Annotated in this window: 14 protein-coding genes and 2 tRNA genes; 12 read left to right on the top strand and 4 right to left on the bottom strand. The window is 45.7% G+C overall.

Annotation, left to right across the window (positions count from 1 at the left end; genetic code table 11):
- Positions 1–91 precede the first annotated feature (91 nt).
- From HXT58_RS04075 to murI, 9 genes are all read left to right on the top strand, one after another.
- Positions 92–1,171: a class C sortase gene (locus HXT58_RS04075; RefSeq protein WP_421775612.1), complete on the top strand. Its 1,080-nt coding sequence runs from the start codon at positions 92–94 to the stop codon at positions 1,169–1,171.
- 432 nt (positions 1,172–1,603) lie between these two features.
- Positions 1,604–1,677, top strand: a tRNA-Lys gene (locus HXT58_RS04070).
- Positions 1,678–1,797: 120 nt separating this feature from the next.
- Entirely contained in the window at positions 1,798–3,243 is a 1,446-nt protein-coding gene (xseA, locus tag HXT58_RS04065; protein ID WP_415706221.1) for an exodeoxyribonuclease VII large subunit, read from the top strand.
- Between the two features lie 48 nt (positions 3,244–3,291).
- Positions 3,292–3,624, top strand: a complete 333-nt coding sequence (locus tag HXT58_RS04060; RefSeq protein ID WP_112928541.1) for an exodeoxyribonuclease VII small subunit — start codon at positions 3,292–3,294, stop codon at positions 3,622–3,624.
- A 229-nt stretch (positions 3,625–3,853) separates the two neighbouring features.
- Positions 3,854–3,926, top strand: a tRNA-Arg gene (locus HXT58_RS04055).
- 83 nt (positions 3,927–4,009) lie between these two features.
- A complete protein-coding gene (locus HXT58_RS04050; RefSeq protein ID WP_410294639.1) occupies positions 4,010–4,312 on the top strand; it encodes a type II toxin-antitoxin system RelB/DinJ family antitoxin in 303 nt (100 codons plus the stop codon).
- Positions 4,309–4,614, top strand: coding sequence for a type II toxin-antitoxin system YafQ family toxin (locus tag HXT58_RS04045; protein ID WP_410294640.1), 306 nt, complete (start codon positions 4,309–4,311; stop codon positions 4,612–4,614). The genes HXT58_RS04050 and HXT58_RS04045 overlap by 4 nt, the downstream gene beginning before the upstream one ends.
- 360 nt (positions 4,615–4,974) lie before the next feature.
- Entirely contained in the window at positions 4,975–8,397 is a 3,423-nt protein-coding gene (ileS, locus tag HXT58_RS04040; protein ID WP_415706186.1) for a mupirocin-resistant isoleucine--tRNA ligase, read from the top strand.
- 135 nt (positions 8,398–8,532) lie between these two features.
- On the top strand, positions 8,533–9,303 hold the full coding sequence (gene murI / locus HXT58_RS04035) for a glutamate racemase (protein ID WP_410294642.1): 771 nt from the start codon (positions 8,533–8,535) through the stop codon (positions 9,301–9,303).
- 53 nt (positions 9,304–9,356) lie between these two features.
- Here the strand turns inward: murI and HXT58_RS04030 are convergent, their stop codons facing one another.
- Positions 9,357–10,007 carry a vitamin K epoxide reductase family protein gene (locus tag HXT58_RS04030; protein ID WP_116971405.1) on the bottom strand — a complete coding sequence of 217 codons (651 nt, stop codon included), beginning with the start codon at positions 10,005–10,007 and terminating at the stop codon, positions 9,357–9,359.
- A gap of 175 nt (positions 10,008–10,182) precedes the next feature.
- On the opposite strand from HXT58_RS04030, the gene HXT58_RS04025 reads away from it, so the two are divergent.
- Complete coding sequence (locus tag HXT58_RS04025) at positions 10,183–11,040, top strand: PHP domain-containing protein (RefSeq protein WP_415706223.1); 858 nt, start codon at positions 10,183–10,185, stop codon at positions 11,038–11,040.
- 57 nt (positions 11,041–11,097) lie between these two features.
- Here HXT58_RS04025 and HXT58_RS04020 read toward each other — a convergent pair whose 3' ends face one another.
- Both HXT58_RS04020 and HXT58_RS04015 read right to left on the bottom strand, forming a co-directional pair.
- Complete coding sequence (locus tag HXT58_RS04020; RefSeq protein WP_004573894.1) at positions 11,098–11,316, bottom strand: DUF3107 domain-containing protein; 219 nt, start codon at positions 11,314–11,316, stop codon at positions 11,098–11,100.
- Between the two features lie 68 nt (positions 11,317–11,384).
- Positions 11,385–13,133: a phosphotransferase gene (locus tag HXT58_RS04015; RefSeq protein WP_415706225.1), complete on the bottom strand. Its 1,749-nt coding sequence runs from the start codon at positions 13,131–13,133 to the stop codon at positions 11,385–11,387.
- A gap of 155 nt (positions 13,134–13,288) precedes the next feature.
- On the opposite strand from HXT58_RS04015, the gene HXT58_RS04010 reads away from it, so the two are divergent.
- Positions 13,289–14,848 carry an ATP-dependent helicase gene (locus HXT58_RS04010; RefSeq protein ID WP_415706189.1) on the top strand — a complete coding sequence of 520 codons (1,560 nt, stop codon included), beginning with the start codon at positions 13,289–13,291 and terminating at the stop codon, positions 14,846–14,848.
- A 156-nt stretch (positions 14,849–15,004) separates the two neighbouring features.
- Here the strand turns inward: HXT58_RS04010 and HXT58_RS04005 are convergent, their stop codons facing one another.
- Positions 15,005–16,765 carry a zinc-dependent metalloprotease gene (locus HXT58_RS04005; protein ID WP_421775611.1) on the bottom strand — a complete coding sequence of 587 codons (1,761 nt, stop codon included), beginning with the start codon at positions 16,763–16,765 and terminating at the stop codon, positions 15,005–15,007.
- 260 nt (positions 16,766–17,025) lie between these two features.
- Here HXT58_RS04005 and HXT58_RS04000 point away from each other — a divergent pair, with 260 nt between their 5' ends.
- On the top strand, positions 17,026–17,913 hold the full coding sequence (locus HXT58_RS04000) for a YlbL family protein (protein WP_415706192.1): 888 nt from the start codon (positions 17,026–17,028) through the stop codon (positions 17,911–17,913).
- Positions 17,914–17,961: the final 48 nt, after the last annotated feature.

Here is a 17,961-nt window from a genome sequence, read left to right as displayed (position 1 = left end):
AATCCCTTTCTTTAAGTATTAACGAAAATGGGGAGTCGGGCGCGCGTTAACTAACGCTTTCCCGGCTCCTTATTTATTTATTGGAGGAATCATGAAGCTAGCTGATTTTGCAGAGTCTGCTCGCGCGCTATTTAAACGGCTGACTCATATGCGCGCTAATAAGTCCTCTAAAAGTGCGCAAGATTCCGCAAGCTCTGAAATCACTGCATCTTCCGAAAATACTGAATCTGCGCAATCTCCATCATCGCAAGAGCAGTCTTCTCTAAAACCAATGTCCCCACTTCGCAAGCTGGCTGAGCCGATTGCGCTTGTTGCTATTGGCATTTTGTGTTTCAGCTATCCTGTGGTTTCTACTTTGGTCAACAATCATGCTGCCAAGGAACTCTCAATCGAGTACGACAAATTAAATAAGGAAAAGCCTAAAGAAAATCGCGCGGAAATTTTGCGAAAAGCGCGTGAATACAACGCTCGCCACAAAGCAATTATTAGCGCGGACCCGTATAACGGCAATAACGATTACATGGACACTCCCGAATATAAAGAGTACGAAAAAGTGCTTAGTGAGCCGATGGGGATTATGGGCATCGTGAAAATACCAAAAATTGGCGTGAGACTGCCGATTTACCACGGAACTACTCAAGATACTCTAGCAATGGGCGCGGGGCATTTGTACGGCACGGATTTGCCGGTGGGCGGCAAAAGCAGGCACACGGTTGTGACGGCGCATACGGGTATGCCGGATGCCACGATGTTCGACGATTTAAACACGCTGAAAAAAGGTGACTACTTCTATTTTGATGTGCAAGGCAAGACTCTTCGGTACAGAGTGTTTCGCATAAATGTGGTGGAGCCGAACGATATTCGTTTGCTGCGGCGCGAAAAGGGGCGCGACTTGGCGACACTGATTACGTGCACGCCGTATGGAATTAACACGCACAGGCTGCTCGTGACGGGGTATCGTGTGCTGCCGGATCCTGCTAACGTGCCAGGCGACCATATGCAGTGGCCGTTGTGGATGACGCTGTTTGTGATATCGATGGTGATGTCTGCGGTGTTGATGGCGATGATGCTGGTTGCGTCGTTGCGAAAGAAGAATGGTGTGAGTAGTGTGCAAGGCAGGCATTTGCTGGCGGTTTCGCGCGAAATGCTGCGTAAGTTGCGGCGCAAGTAGCGCGAGAGTGTGTGCTGTGAGCGTTGTGACTGCGCACGTTTGGAGCGCAAAAGTAGCGCCAACTCTCCAAATGTGAGAAACTTTCCTCGCAAATGGAGCGTCTAACCCTCTGTAACCCTCCAAATGCGAGATGATTCTCTCACGTTTGGAGCGCTACGATTAAGCGAAAAGCGAGTCAATTGTACTGGTGTCTTATTGGATTGTTGGTCGTCAGATTGTGCTTTCTTAAGATAATAAAGAAAGCACAATCGTGTGCGCGCTTGCGCGTAAAGCCCACTGGGCTTTACGCATTATGCAAGCGCTACCGCATTAGTGTATCGAGAAGCGCACTGTGCTGCTTCTCGATACTCTAATGCGACACGCCGGCTTGCGTACGCTCTCATTCTGAGTATAGTAGTTACTCGGTTCGCGAAACGAGCCAAGATAACCAACGCCCCTTTAGCTCAGTTGGTTAGAGCAGCTGACTCTTAATCAGCGTGTCCAGGGTTCGAATCCCTGAGGGGGCACAAGCAAAACCCAAGCTTCACCGCTTGGGTTTTTTCGTATCTAATCCCTCCGTCACGCATATGCAGCAGCGCGCGTTTGTCCTTCTTTGCAGTCAAGCTGGAAACATGACCTCGTCAAATATGATGCCGCAATTATTCCAGGATGATGCCCATCTTGAACAGCCGCAGCCGTCGCAACAACCGCTGCTAAATTTAGCACAGTCGCAGCTAACAGTAGAGCAGCAGCCGCAACCGCTTACTCCGCAGCAAGCTCAGCCGCGCCAGCTTCCTCTGAAAGCCGCCGACACGACTGCCGAAAACCCGTGGCCTGTTGCAATCTTAAGCCAAAAGTTCCACAGTGCAGTAGAACGGTGGCCAGCAGCGTGGATTGAGGGTCAAATCGTCGAAATTAACATGCGCCGCGCATCTTCCGGCTACATCACTCTTCGCGACAGCAACGAAGAAGTGTCGATTTCCGTAATGGGCTTCAGCAATTTCGTGCAGCAGGCGCGCGAACTTCGTCAAGGCGACCGCGTAGTCGTTCACGGCAAGGCGGATATTTGGGTAAAAGCCACGCGTTTAAGCTTTGTTGCGGACGAAATCAGGCGTGTCGGTGCCGGCGACTTAAAAGCGCAAATTGACGAGTTGCGAAAAAAGCTTAAGGGCGAAGGCCTGTTTGATGCTGAAAATAAGATGCCGCTGCCGGAATTTCCTAAGTGCATCGGTCTCGTGTGTGCGCCTCAGGCTCGCGCGGAGGGCGATGTTATTACGAACGTGAATTTGCGCTGGCCTGTTACGCGCTTCAAAGTTGTTCACGCGCATGTGCAGGGCGTGCAATGCCCGGCGGATATTATTGCCGCAATTAAGCAGCTCGATGCCGATCCAGATATTGACGTTATTATCGTTGCTCGCGGCGGCGGTAGCTTTGAGGATTTGATTGGTTTTTCGGACGAGGGCGTGGTTCGCGCTACTGCTGCGTGCGTGACGCCGATTGTGTCTGCAATCGGTCACGAGGACGATTGGACGCTGATTGATTTGGCTGCAGATATGCGCGCTTCGACTCCTACGGATGCTGCAAAGCGCGTTGTTCCGGACGTTCGCGAGCAGTGGCAGCTTATTGATAACGCGTTGCAAACTATGCGTATGCGAATTTCTGCGCGCGTTGACAATGAGATTCGCCTCGTTGAAGGTTATGCGAATCGCCCGAGTCTTACGCGCCCGAGCACTATGCTTGAGCCGCACGAGTTGTTTGTGCAGCAGGCTGTTGAGCGAATGCGTCACGGTTTGGTGCGATTTCTTGACGATGCGAGCTTGACTGTTGAGAAGGCTCACGCGAGCTTGACTGCGTTAAGTCCGCAATCGACTTTAAATCGCGGGTACGCTGTTGTGCAGCTCAGCGGTGGGCGAGTGCTTGATGACGCGGATTTAGCGAAAGTTGGCGACGATATGACAGTTACGCTTAAAAGTGGCGTGGTACTTGGCAAGGTGACTGGTACTAAGGTAGCTGGAACAAAAGTAGCTGCCGGAAAGTCAGCTGGTATGCAGAAGTCTAAAACAAAGTCGTCTGCCGTAAAGTCAAGTAAGTAATTTTTTAGATATTTTAGATATTTATTTAGATACAACGAAAGGTTAGATATGAGCGAGAAAGTAACGAAAAAAGCGGAAGAAGTAGCGGCAGAAAGTAACGAAAGTGCAGAATTTGCAAGCACTCTTACGAAAGAAGAGCGCGCTGCGATTGGGGCGATGCCGTACGAAGAAGCTCGCGAAAAGCTGGTTCAGGCGGTTCAAGCGTTGGAAGCTGGCGGTTTGACGCTTGACCAGTCCATGCGTCAGTGGGAGATTGGCGAGGCGTTGGCAAAGCGCGCGCAGGGTTTGCTTGCCACTGTTCGCGCTAAGTTGGACGCGGCACAAGCTGAACAGTCGGCGACGGCTGCAACTGCTGGCACGCAGTCTAATCTTGAATCTTGATCGCGTAGCCGACTTTTTCTTTACGCGGCTGTAAAGTTTTTGCCGTTTTATCGCTTTAATCCGACCGAAACTTTACGTCGCTGCACAGTTTCTGCCGTTTTTTCGCGCGCAAACGACTTTTTCTTTACGCGCCTGTAAAGTTTCTGCCGTTCCGATCAGTCGCCTAGCCTAAATTGTTGCTCGCATAATTGTGCGCGAATCATGCCATAGTGTATAATTGCCATTTGTTGCCTCGGTAGCTCAGTGGATAGAGCACCACTCTCCTAAAGTGGGTGTCGTCAGTTCGATTCTGATCCGGGGCACTTTTATTACTTGTTTACTGCAATTGTCATGCGTGTGTATAATAGACATATATTGTATGTAATTATGACAATGAAGGTGTTTTATGGTTGTTTCCACGGTAGCAAGAATTAATTTCAGAACAGATGAGAAAACTAAGCAAGATGCAGAAATCTTATTTGATGCTTTAGGTCTTGATATGTCTACTGCGTTAAACATGTTTCTTAAGCAGGCAGTACGTGAACAAGCTCTACCTATTAGTCCGTCACTCGTTACGCCTGTTCCCAACGAAGCAACGCTTAAGGCTATGAATCACGCTAATCAAATTATGAATGGCAAAATTTCTGAAGACGGTATTGTCTTTAGCAATGCTAAGGAAGCTAAAGCATTTTTGGATAATATGTCATGAAAATTATTTTTGATACTCAATTTCAAGCAGATTTACGGAATTTACTTCGAGAGAATCCGTCAATTAAACGCGAATTAGAGGACTTAATCGACAGTATTTATGAATTTGAAGAAGTTCCTGAATCTTACAATCCTCACCAATTGAACCATCCTCGTGGAGTGTACAGCGGATATTGGGAATTACATTTGCAAGAAGGAAAATTTGATGTAATTCTCATTTATAATTATCGACATAATATGCCTGTTATTAGGTTTGTACGCATAGGATCTCATAATAATTTATTCCATAATGGGCATCAATGAGATTTTGAAAGTTGCTAATGTTAGGGGATAGTGTTAGATTATTTCTAACTTAAGCGATGATCCGTTATCGGCGGGGAGTTTTCGGAAGAACGGCGAGTGTTCGTAAGATTCTCGCTTATTAGAACCGACGGGGTTGGCCCGTACAGCCAAACATGAGAGGCTATAAGAATAGTTCGATTGCGTTATGTACTTGCGTTGCGTATTTGCGTTACGTACTTGTGTCGCATATTCGCGTTACGTAACTTACGTAACCTACGTAACTTGCGTTACATAATCATCTTATAGCAAGCGAGGTGGTACCGCGGCAGTAACTGTCGTCCTCGCAGGGAAATATTCACCCTGTTGAGCGAGGAGAGCACAGTGAGCGAATCCACTAATCCAGCAGCAAACGCGTCCGAAAATACTTCCGAAAATACGTCTGCAAATCACGTATACCCAAAGGTAAGTGTTTCTGCATCAACGCAAGAAAACGCCGGCGCGCAAGTTGCACCAAATCCTTCCTTCCCAAAGCTTGAAGAATCCGTTCTTCAATACTGGGATGCAAACAACACTTTCCGCAAGTCAATCGAATACCGCCCGTCCGGCAAGGGTAGCCAAAACGAGTTCGTATTCTTCGACGGCCCTCCATTCGCAAACGGTCTTCCTCATTACGGCCACCTGCTCACAGGCTACGCAAAAGACGTCGTTCCGCGCTATCAGACTATGCGCGGTCGCAAAGTAAACCGCGTTTTTGGTTGGGATACTCACGGTCTTCCTGCAGAGTTGGAAGCGCAGAAGGAACTCGGCATCGAGTCGGTTGAGCAAATCGAAAAAATGGGCATCGCGAAGTTTAACGATGCTTGCCGTGCCAGCGTTTTAAAGTACACGAACGAGTGGCAAAACTACGTACATCGTCAGGCTCGCTGGGTTGATTTCGAGCGCGGCTACAAGACGCTGAACATTCCATACATGGAATCCGTAATGTGGGCATTTAAGCAGCTTTACGATAAGGGTTTGGCTTACAAGGGCTACCGCGTGCTTCCATACTGCCCGAAGGATCAGACTCCACTTAGCGCGCACGAGCTTCGCATGGATGCAGACGTTTACCAGAATCGTCAGGACACCACCGTTTCCGTTGCCGTTAAGCTTCGTGACGAAGCCGACGCTTACGCAGTCTTCTGGACCACTACTCCTTGGACCGTGCCAACCAACTTCGCAATCGTAGTCGGCGCAGACATCGACTACGTGGAAGTTCGCCCAACTGAAGGCAAGTTCGCAGGTAAAAAGTTCTACATCGGTAAGCCTTTGCTCGGCTCCTACACTAAGGAACTTGGCGAAAACTATGAGGTTGTGCGAGAACTTAAGGGCGCTGAGATGGCAGGTTGGCGTTACTACCCAGTATTCCCATACTTTGCAAGCGAATCTGCACTCGCAGAGGGTGGCACTCCTGGTCCTAACGCTTTTACGATTTTCACTGCAGATTATGTTGACACCGCTGAAGGTACTGGTCTCGTTCACCAGGCTCCTTACGGCGAGGACGATATGAACACGCTTAACGCGCACGAAATTCGCAGCGTTGACGTGCTCGACGCAGGCTGCAAGTTTACAAGCGACTGCCCAGATTACGAAGGCTTGTACGTTTTCGACGCGAACTTGCCAATTTTGCGCAACTTGCGTGCAGGAGACGGTCCGCTTGCTCAAATGCCGGAAGATCAGCGCGCGTTGCTATTCCAAGAAAAAAGCTACGTGCACAGCTATCCTCACTGCTGGCGTTGCGCAACTCCGCTTATTTATAAGCCTGTTTCTAGCTGGTTTGTGTCTGTTACGAAGATTAAGAAACGCTTGCTTGAGCTTAATCAGGAGATTAATTGGATTCCTGGAAACGTTAAGGATGGCCAGTTTGGTAAGTGGCTTTCTAACGCTCGCGATTGGTCGATTAGCCGTAACCGCTTCTGGGGTTCGCCAATTCCAGTGTGGGTGAGTGACGATCCAAAGTATCCTCGTGTAGACGTGTACGGCTCTTTGGAAGAGCTTAAGGCTGATTTTGGCGACTATCCGCGCGACGACGACGGCAATGTAAATATGCACCGCCCGTATATCGATCGTCTTACTCGTCCAAATCCGGATGATCCTACTGGAAAGTCGCAAATGCACCGTATTACGGACGTTCTCGACTGCTGGTTTGAGTCCGGTTCCATGCCTTTCGCGCAGTTCCATTATCCTTTTGAAAATAAAGAATTCTTCGAAGATCACTTCCCATGCGATTACATCGTTGAATACATTGGTCAGACTCGCGGCTGGTTCTACACGCTTCACATTATGGCTACGGCTCTATTCGACCGCCCGGCTTATAAGAACGTGATTTGCCACGGCATTGTGCTTGGTTCCGATGGCCAGAAGATGAGTAAGCATTTGCGCAATTACCCGGATGTGAACGGCGTTTTCAACGAATACGGTTCGGACGCAATGCGCTGGTTCCTCATGTCTTCGCCAATTTTGCGCGGTGGCAATTTGATTGTGACTGCAGACGGCATTAGGGATACGGTTCGTCAAGTTATGCTTCCAGTTTGGAGCTCGTATTACTTCTTCACGCTATATGCGAACGCTGCAAACGGTGGTAAGGGTTACGATGCTCGTCGTCTTCGCGCGGACGAGGTTGCAGGACTTTGCAATATGGATCGCTACTTGCTTGCTCGCACGCGTTTGCTTGTTGAGCGCGTAGAAAAGTGCTTGAACGAGTTTGCGATTAGCGATGCTTGTGCTGCAGTTGGCGATTTTATTGACGTGCTTACGAATTGGTATATTCGTGGCAGCCGTGACCGCTTCTGGAATGAAGACGAGACTGCTTTCAACACGCTTTACACTGTGTTGGAAGTGTTCATGCGTACGATTGCTCCTCTTGCTCCTATGGAAGCTGAGGCTGTGTGGCGCGGTCTTACCGGTGGCGAATCCGTGCATTTGGCTGATTGGCCTTATTTGGTTGAGCCTGAGATTCTTTCGGATGGTGAGCCAAATCCTAAGGCTGGCGAAGTCACTGAGCTTGGCGCTGTTCTTGCGCACGACGATGCTTTGGTTGCTGCTATGGATAAGGTTCGCGAGGTTGTGTCTTCTGCGCTTTCGTTGCGTAAAGCGGAACAGTTGCGTGTGCGCCAGCCGTTAGCAAACTTGACTGTTGTTGCAGAAAATACTGCTGCTGTAGAGCCTTACGAGCAGGTTCTTGAGCGTGAGCTTAACGTGAAGAATGTTACATTCTGCACGTTGCAAGATGCAAGCGAACACGGTTTGAAGATTGTTCACGAGCTTAAGGTGAACGCGCGCGCAGCTGGCCCTCGTTTGGGTAAGCAAGTGCAGTTTGCTATTAAGTCTTCTAAGAGTGGCGATTGGCATGTTGACGGCTCTGGCGCTCCTGTTGTTCAGACTCCAAACGGCGAAGTTGCGCTTGTTGAGGGCGAGTATGAGCTTGTGAATCGCGTTGAATCTTCGGATGCTCAAGCGGCTCAAAATACGGCTTCTGCTGCAATGCCAACTGGCGGTTTCGTTATGCTCGACACTGCTTTGACTAGCGATTTGCTTGCTGAAGGTTATGCTCGCGATGCTATTCGCGCTGTTCAGGATGCTCGCAAGGAGAACGGTTTGGATATTAGCGACCGAATCGCTTTGACTTTGAGCGTGCCAGCTTCGGACGTTGCTAAAGTTGAGCAGTTCCGCGATTTGATTGCGGAGGAGACTTTGGCTACGAGCTTTGAGGTTGTTGAGGCTGATTCTAGCGCAACTGAGCTTAGCGTAACTCTTAAGCGTGCGTAAAACACAACTAACAGCTAATTAACTAAACAAAACGTGCCGTTGTATGATTCAATACGTCGGCACGTTTCTGTTATTGCTGCGCTATATATGTTGAGGCTCGCCATTACGATAGTAAGCGTTTTTAGGAGGTAGTTTATGGCATTGTCGGCAGCAATTGGCGTTTTTGATTCGGGGCTTGGGGGAATTTCCGTAGCTCGTCAGTTGCATGCTGCTCTTCCGCATGAGCGAATTGTTTATTTCGGCGACTCTGCTAACGCGCCATACGGCATTAAAACTCCTGAAGAAGTTAAAAAGTTAAGCTTTGCAATTGTCGAGCATTTTGTTCGTCTAAATGTAAAAGCTGTCGTAATTGCTTGTAATACCGCCACTTCCGCAGCTGTGAACGATTTGCGCGCGCATTACAATATACCTATCATAGGTATGGAGCCGGCGCTTAAATTAGCTTGCGATTTAGGCAAAGGTGAGTCTCAGCGCGTAATCGTAGCTGCAACTCCGCTTACTCTTCGCGAGCGCAAGTTTGCGGATTTGCTGCAACGTTTTTCGCAAAATAACACGATTTTTTCGCAGCCTTGTCCTGATTTAGTGCGTATTGTTGAGCGTGGGGAGCTTAATGATCGTGATGTAGTTTTTGCTGCTCTTCACAAGTATTTCGACGAGTATGATTTAGACAGTATTGATTCGGTTGTGCTGGGTTGTACTCATTTTGTGTTTTATAGGGATTATTTCCGCGAGTTTTTGCCTGCGCGCACGAATATTGTTGACGGCAACGAAGGAACTATTAATCATTTGCGCAAAATATTGGAACTTAATAATGAGCTTGCAAGCGATTCTCAAGAAGGCAGCATAACTCTTACTAATTCGGATACAAGCTTGCGCATGCAGCAACTTGCGAAGAGCTTGTGCTGAAAGACTTGCGTTAAAATCTTGCGTTAAGACTTTGCGCTAAAAATCGCTCTTATTCAGCCAAAAAATACTTTAGAATATTGGCACAAAATCAAAGTAAGCAATGCCGCAATCCAAAGCACGTCTATGAGCAAGTCGTATCGCAAACGGTAGTAGCTTTCAACCAAGCTAAAACGCTTAACAAGCAATTTTTGCGAACTTACGCTTGCGTGAGTCAACGATATAAATTGCATTGTTGTGGAGAACATAAGCACAATGCACCACGGGCACAACGCGTGAATTACGAACATAGATTGCGAAAACAGCCAGTAAGCATAAACAAGTGCGCATAATCCACCAAGCCAAGTGCAAATTGCAAACCATCGCGGCACGCGTACGCGAATCATTCCAATAACTGCGAGCGTTACGAATACGCTTTCTGCAGCAATTCCAAAGAATGCGTTTGGGAAGCTTAATTCGCCAAATTTCACAATTTCTGCCTGCCAAGTTTGCGCAACTCTAGAGCAGGATACTACGCTGTTGAAGTCGCAGCTGAGCAGCTTATTAGGTTCGCGCGCTAAAGCAAGGGTTTCAGCAGAAAGTATAAGCGAAGTTACGAGTGCTACCGCAGAGAAAAATAGCATAATGCCATACGTCCATACTGCAGAGTGCCTCCATCCGCTAAGTGTTGTTTCATAGTCTTCTTTAGCGGCGTTAGTTTGCTCCATTGCTGCTCCTAAAAGTTACTAATTGCGAATGATGTGAATAATAATAAATAATAGCAAATAATTATGTGTGCATATTCATTTCTCGTTACATGGCACAGTTTACGATGATTATATGACCGCAATAAGCAACAACCAACGTGACGCATCAAATCATGCTAGCGATAGTAACTCCAGCATGATGAATTTTGCGCGCGAACGCTGGGATTTGCACTGTCATACTGTTTATTCAGACGGCACTGCAACTCCAGAAGATTTAATTACGCAAGCTAAAATCGTTGGTTTGCAAGGTGTTGCTATTACTGACCACGACACAACTGCAGGATGGCATGATTTTCAAGAGGCTGCTAAGGCTTCGAATGTGCCAGTATTATTTGGTTCGGAGATTACAGCGCAAGACTCAGGCGTGTTTGTGCACATACTCGCATACCAGTACAATCCGCAAAATAGCATGATTGTGAGCATGTTTGAGCTTACTAGGAAGCGTCGTTTTGATCGCACAAAGCATATGGTTGAATGTATGTCACGTGATTTTCCAATTACTTGGGATGACGTTTTAGCTCAAGCGAAGCTCGGTGACTTAACTACAATCGGGCGGCCGCATATCGCTGATGCTTTAGTAAAAGCTGGCGTTTATAAAACGCGTTCTGAGGCTTTCGCTGGGCCTATTTCTCCGTGTAGCCCGTACTATATACCAACTCCTTCTCCAAATGTTCGTGAAGTTATTGAGGCTGTTAAAGATGCTGGGGGAGTTGTTGTTATTGCGCATCCTGCTGATCCTACGCGTAACCGCGTGCTTCTTTCGGACGATCAAATTATATCGTTTGTTAAAGCTGGTCTTGACGGTTTAGAAGTGTATCATCGCGGAAATTCTAAAGCACAGCGTGAAAGACTGCTTTCTTTAGCGAGTAAGTGCGATTTGCTTGTGACGGGCGGCTCGGATTGGCATGGCTATGGTAAGCCAAATCGTTTGGGCGAAGAAACAACAAGTCGCGAAGTAGTATCGGAAATACTCTTGCGCGGCTATAAGCTCTAAAACTATTTATTTATGTTGCTGTAAAGTTTTTGCCGTTTTTAGCGAAATTCCGCTATTTTAATTGAGCGCTCCGAAGCCTACTGAATGCTTTGGCGTATCGCCGATGAGTGCGTAAGACAGCGACGAAGCTGAGACCATAATAGTGCGCCCATTTACGTCCGTAAACTCAAGCATATCTTTGGAATCATCAATCACTTTGCGTACTTCTTCTGCGCTTTGGTTGGTTTCAAAATCGATGGAATCAGAAACGTTTTTTACTCCTAAAACAACTCGCATACATGCTCCTTTTGCTTTATTTTTTACGCTATTTATCGTTTTAATTAGTATTTAGTATTTTATTTATCTTAGTCTAAGTCTGCTTGTGCGTCGCGCATCGCTCGTTCTTCACGTTCCAGAAGAGGAATGATTACGGTTTCTGGTTTATCGTCATAGTCTTGCATATTTTTTTCTTCATCTTCAGAAAGTTTTGAGTCAGAAGAAGTATTTGAGTCAGAAGAAGTCTCGTTTGCACTATCGACCTTACTGTCACGCTCAGCTATAACTTTATCCTTAATCTCAGAATCATTGTTGTTCTTGGTGTCCTTAGCTTCCTCAGCGCTACCAGCGTTATTGACGCTTTCAGGCTCATCACTAGCATAGCTATCAGCAGATTTACTCATTGCAGTTTGCACAATAGTTTCTGCGGTTTCGTGTACTGTTTGAGTTTTTACATGAGTAATTACTTGAGTTGCTGTGTCATCAGCGAGTTGTGCTGCTTTTTCAGCCTCCTCAGCGTTAGCTGCGTGTGTGCCAGCATATTGAACTTTGCGCTCATGAGTATCGTCGCTTATAGTTTTGTTGCTATCGTAAGTCTCGTCTTGAGCGTTATTTAATTCAGTATTTCCTTCTGAAGTAATGTCTCGCTCATTAGTTTCGTCGCTATTTCCAGTGTTTAGTTGGTTTTCAGTAGAATTATTCTTAGAAATTTGGCGACTTTGCGTATTGTCATTTTCAAGAAGCGTTCCAACTGTAATAGTCGAGGCAGGATTTCCTGTAGCACGACCAGTTTTAGCAGTTTGTGCATTACTAATACGACTAAGCTCGTGCGCTAAACGTTCAACTTGAGCCTTAAAACGCATAATACTGGTGTTATCTGCACGTTGCAAAGCTTGAACAAAATCGCCAACTTGTTCCATTTGCAGCCACAAGTTTGCGCGGAGCATAATCAAACTATCTAAACGAGAACCCATAATTCTACCGTATGCAGAAAGCACTGCGTTTCGGCGCTGTTCGTTAAGTTTTGCAAAAATCCAAGCCAAATCGCGCGCAGGATCGTTAATTTGCATTCTTTGCCAATTTGTTACAGCAGTAATCGTTGAGCCGGTAAACAAGATGTCGCCATCCATAAAACCGCCGTGTACTGGGCAAGTTTCAAATGACCACAATCCTTCAGTTTCCAACACTCTCGACCAACTGTCAGTAATTTCGGTTGGAATATGGCCGGCTTGACGAAGTCTTTTAATCCAACCGGTTAACTGTGCTCGAATTTGACCAGTAGTAAAAGCAGGGTATTTTCCGCGCGTCACGAAAGTAGGGCGCAAGCGATGAATAGCGCCGATTGCAGTTCCAACATTTGCGCAATCGTCGGTAGTAAGAAGACGCAAGTCGCGAGCGCTACCTTCAAGATGTTCACAAATAAGCACAGTGTCTTCATCGTTGTCGTTGGCAATAATGCTTGACATTCGTGTAGATTGCTGTTGAGTAGATTGCTTTTGCGCATATTGCTGGGTGCCAGCAACTGTAGAATTTCCAGCGGTTACATTATTTGCAACATTTCCAGTGTTATTATTGGCATCTTCGCGTTTTCCTGGCATAAACGTGAGCATAGTGTCGTAAGCGAATCCCAAAGCTGCCAAATCTTTACTGTGCTCAAGAGTCCATGCTGCACGAGCCCGGTCATGCAAACGCTTGCGACCTTTACTATCTGCACTGATAAAAACGTCATAAAGCTTACCGGAAATATCTTGCACAACGGCGTGAGAAATTCCAGCCGCGGTATCAGTGGCATTAACTTGCTCACTTTGGCGCGTTCCTGCAAACTGTACTTCGGGCATGGCTGCAGATGCCAGTGCTGCCAACTTGAATCTACTGAGTTGTGTCACACTCCCACAGTAATACAAAGCACCGAAATTTTGCCAATTTTTTGTAAGTTATACACATATTTTTATTCTTGTTGCGTAAGCGTTGTTATTGCTGCAACAATAGAATTATGAATTCTTCACCAGAAACTTCGCAAGTGACTTCGCAAGTGACGTCTAAAACTTCGCAAGTGATTTCTCCAGGAGCGCTTTTAGACGGGTTGGATGATTCGCAACGCGAAGCTGCTACCGCGCTAGAAGGACCTGTGCGCATTATAGCTTGTGCAGGAGCTGGTAAAACGCGCACTATTACGCGCAGAATTGCGTATGCTTGCGCTACTGGTAAGTGGGATCCTGAAAGAGTTTTGGCAGTTACTTTTTCTGTAAAAGCAGCTGCGGAAATGAGATCGCGTATTGAGGCTCTTGGTGTAAGCAATATCGGATGCGTCTCAACATTTCATTCTGCGGCTTTGCAACAAATTCGCAGTGTGTGGAACGACGTCTGTTCAGCACAATTCCCGTCAATTATGAATGATTCTCAGCAAATCATAGCTTCTGCGCTTAAACGTTATCCAGATTTTGCAGATATGACTTTGTTGCAAACTCGCGATATTTTGGCAGAAATTAATTGGGCGAAAGTTTCGCTTATTGCGCCTGACGATTACTTGCGTGTGTGCGCTTCTACGCATCGTTTGCCTCCTGCAGGCATAGAGCCGCAGCAATTTGTCGATATATATGAAGCTTACGAAACCGAAAAAAATGCGCATAATTGCATAGATTTTAACGATATTCTTCTACTTTGCTGCCATATTTTACGAAATTTTCCGGAAGCTGCAAACCGTATTAAGCAATCAATCGGATGGATCACAGTTGATGAATATCAGGATGTGTCTCCCTTACAGCATGAATTGTTGCGATTATGGATGGGGCAGAACCGCGATATTTGCGTAGTGGGCGATCCTGCGCAAACAATCTACTCGTTTGCAGGTGCGAATAGTTACTATTTGCTTTCATTTCCGCAAGAATTTGCGCCTCTTGGTGCAGATATTAGTTTGAATACTGACTACCGCTCCACAGAACGCATCGTAGGTCTTGCTAATAGAGTGCTTGCTGCTTCTGCACATAAAAAGGATTACGTAAAAGTTAAAGCTGCAACGAAAGGTGGTGTTCGCGTTAGTCAGCAAGTTTTTGCCACCGATGTTGAAGAAGCTTTGGGCGTGGTTGAGCAAATTGCAAAACTTGTAAAAAGCGGTGTTGCGCATCTTGGGGAGTGCGCAATACTAACGAGAACCAATGCTCAACAGCAAGTAGTTTGTAAAGCGTTAAAAGTAGCAAAACTTCCGTATCGCGTGAGAAAAGACGTGGGGTGGCAGCGAAATGTTTTAGAGGATGCGCAAAGCTATGGTGCTCAAGGTATTTCTGACGTTTTTGCATCTTCTAATATTTCAACTGTTACTGTTTCAACTATTCATGCTGTTAAAGGTTTAGAGTTTGCGCATGTTTACGTAATTGGCTGTTCTGAAGGGCTTATTCCTTTTGGCTCTACGGCTGATGACAGTGCCTTGGAAGAAGAGCGCAGACTTATGTACGTTGCAATAACTCGCGCAGAAAAGACTTTGCATCTTTCTTACGCTTCTAGAAAAGACAGTGGAACTGGCATGAATCGTGTACCTAGCCGCTTTCTGGCTTAATCTCGCGGCATAAACTTTACGCTCGTGCACAGTTTATGCCGTTTTTTGGCGCGTAGCCGACCTTTTCTTTACACAGTTGCACAGTTTCTGCCGTTTTGAGCGTTGAGGTCGATTATTCAGCTGGATTGTTATTGAATCAGGAGTTTTACAAGAGTTTTATTCGACGTCAGCATCAGTTTCGTCGGAATTGCCGGATTCGTTACTGTTTTTGTTACCAGATTCGTTGCCAGCTTCGTTACCGGATTCGCTGTTTTGCTTCTTTTGGCGCGCATCCTCTTCCAAAAGCTTGCTAAGTTCAGCATCCCAATCATTTGTGCCTAAATCGTCTTCTGTTAATTTTTCAAACGATTTTTCGATAGGCGCATTTTCGATAGCGTTAGCAATATTTTTGTTACTTTCGTAATTGTCCGCACTTTCGTGACTTTCGTGACTTTCGCTAGTTTTTTCAGTTGCTTCATTAGTTTGATTAGACTGAGTTTCTGTTGCATTTTTTGCAGCAGTTTCCGTTGCATCCTCAGCATCGATTTCCTTCGTAACTACGTTACCTGCGTCACCAGCGTCGTTACCAACTTTACTTTCATTACTAGCGTCTTTCGTAACTTCGCTAGCTTCTGGCAAAGTTGGCAACAAATCTGGATGACTCCACAAGCTATCTCGCTCTTCAATACTGCGCTCGCGAGTCAACTTTTCCCACAATTGCGATGCCTCACGCATACGGCGAGGGCGCAAGTGCAAACCAAGTAACGATTCAAACGTCACTTCTGCAGGCCCTCCTGCAGCCCGCTCGCGACGCATCATCTCTCGCAACTGCTCAATGTGCACAATATGAGCCATTCCAGACTGCCATGTAACGCAATCAACCCAACCTTCAACAAGTGCAAGCAAAGTTTCCAAACTGTGCAAAGCTTGACGCTGCTCTTCAGAATCATTGCTGCCAATATTTTGCAAATTAACAGCTCCTGAAATTGCTTCCGGATTCATTGTTTCCACGTCGCGAAGCTGTTCTTCCATAGCTTCTAAGTCAATGCTTATTCCGTTTGCGTACTTAATAATCAGCGCTTCAAATCGTGGCATAAGCCATGGCGCGGATGCAAATAATCTTGCGTGTGCAGCTTCTCGCAAAGCCAAATAATTCATGACTTCTGTAATATCCAATTCCCACACTTTTGCATACTCAATGCAATTATATGGAATTAATCCGCCTGCAGGATTTTGTAAAAGCGCAAGACCTTGATCAAAACTGCCGTGCACTTCGTGTGAAAGTGCTCCAGCTGCTTGACCTAGTTGCATAGCAAACGAAGTGTTTCCAAGCAGTTTCATTAGTTGCGCTGGATTATTCATTCCTTCAGGCAGCGGAATTGGCACAACTCCTGCAAATAATCCTTTTACTTCAGCATCATCCACATCGCGGAATCGCTCTTCAATAACAGAAGTGAGTGCTTCGTTTACTGATTTTGCAACAGGATTAGCGAATTTAACCCAAGCTTCCAGCGTTTTTTCTACCCAATCAGCTCTAGATAATACTTCTGGCGTTCCAGGAGCAGGATTGAAATTGCACGTTATATCTAGCCACAAGTTCGCTTGGCTTAAAGATCTTCGTGTGGCATCTGCTACGTCTGCATTTACATTTCCTTGATCGCCATTAGCGTGTTGTAAAGCAATAGATTGCGCTAACTTGCGATTAATTGGCCCTTCTTCAAGTGTTGCTTCCATTTCGTATGGATTATTAAGACCGCCTGCACTAAAAGCTTGCATCATTCCGTGAACTTCGTCTGGTTTAGGAAGTTTATCTGGATTCTGATTTAAGAGTTGTTCGCGTAGCTCAAAAGGAAGCTGATCAAGTTGTTTCCATGCTTCTTCTCCTTGTATTGGCCCAAAGCATTCAATGAGCCATTGGTGAATTGCATCGTCATTCATGAGCGTATCCTTCTCGTGCCACGTGTTGCATAATTTACAGTTTTTATTTTTATACGTTTCGTATCTGCACGTATTTGTACGTATTTTATAAGTATTTATACGTATTTTACACGTCTTTATATGCGAGTTTAGCGCATCTTCTTAATAAAAATATTTTTTAATACAAATATTCTACTTGATAATATGGTTTTATGCGCTATAACTTGCGTGCAAATATATTTTAAAGCAAAACTATATAGGGCTTGTGTCATGATACAAGCATGTTTCGCTTTTCTACAGGTGCTAGTGTATTCCGTACGTGTTTTAGATTCTTGCGCTCGCTGCCTCATGCTTTAGTTTTGTACATTACTTCGCATTCTTTGCGATATTTTGCAGGATTCTTTACAGTAATTGTTGCGATTTTTGCGTTGTCGCTTCCAAGCGCATACGTCGTAGAAGAGCCTGGTCCAACGAAGGATGTTTTAGGATCCCTATCAAATACTCCTGTGATTGATATGTCTGGTTCTCGAGTAAAAGAGAATCATGATACTGGTAAGTTATTGTTGATTACTGTCAATGTTTCTGGTGTTCCTGGATATGAAGTTTCAACATTTTATTCATTGACTTCATGGATGGATCCTCATAAAAGTTTGCTGCCTCGTGAAGCTATTGTGCCAGTAGGGCAGAGCGCTGATGAGTATGAGAAGGAATCTACGAACGAGATGGATGATTCGCAAAGTCTTGCTCAAAATGTTGCGTTGCAGTACGCGTCTAAGCACCTTGGAATTAAAAAAGAAGATGTAAAAGTTCGTTTACATATTGAAGATATTGGTGGACCGTCTGCTGGAATGATGTACACTCTAGGGATTCTTGACAAACTTACTCCTGAACAAGAAACTGGTGGTAAGACGATAGCCGGAACTGGAACTATTGAAAAATCGCAAAAAATTGGCGAAATTGGCGGTATTCGGTTAAAGATGATTGCAGCTAAAAGAGATGGGGCCACTTGGTTCTTAGCACCTTACGATAATTGCAATGAAATTGTTGGGCATGTGCCACAAGGCTTGCGCGTTGTAAGTGTAAAAACATTGGATGATGCTTACAAAGCGTTAAAAGCTATTGGTTCTGGTCATGGGGCAAATAAATTGCCAAGCTGCAATGTGAAATAAAACTACAAACCAAATAAAGCAGAAAATAGATAAAACAGAAAATAGATA

It is taken from the genome of Gardnerella sp. KA01000 (genome assembly GCF_049244035.1).
Lineage (GTDB): Bacteria > Actinomycetota > Actinomycetes > Actinomycetales > Bifidobacteriaceae > Bifidobacterium > Bifidobacterium leopoldii.
Note: the sequence above shows the minus strand (reverse complement) of the source record. Positions and strands in the feature narration are given on the sequence as shown.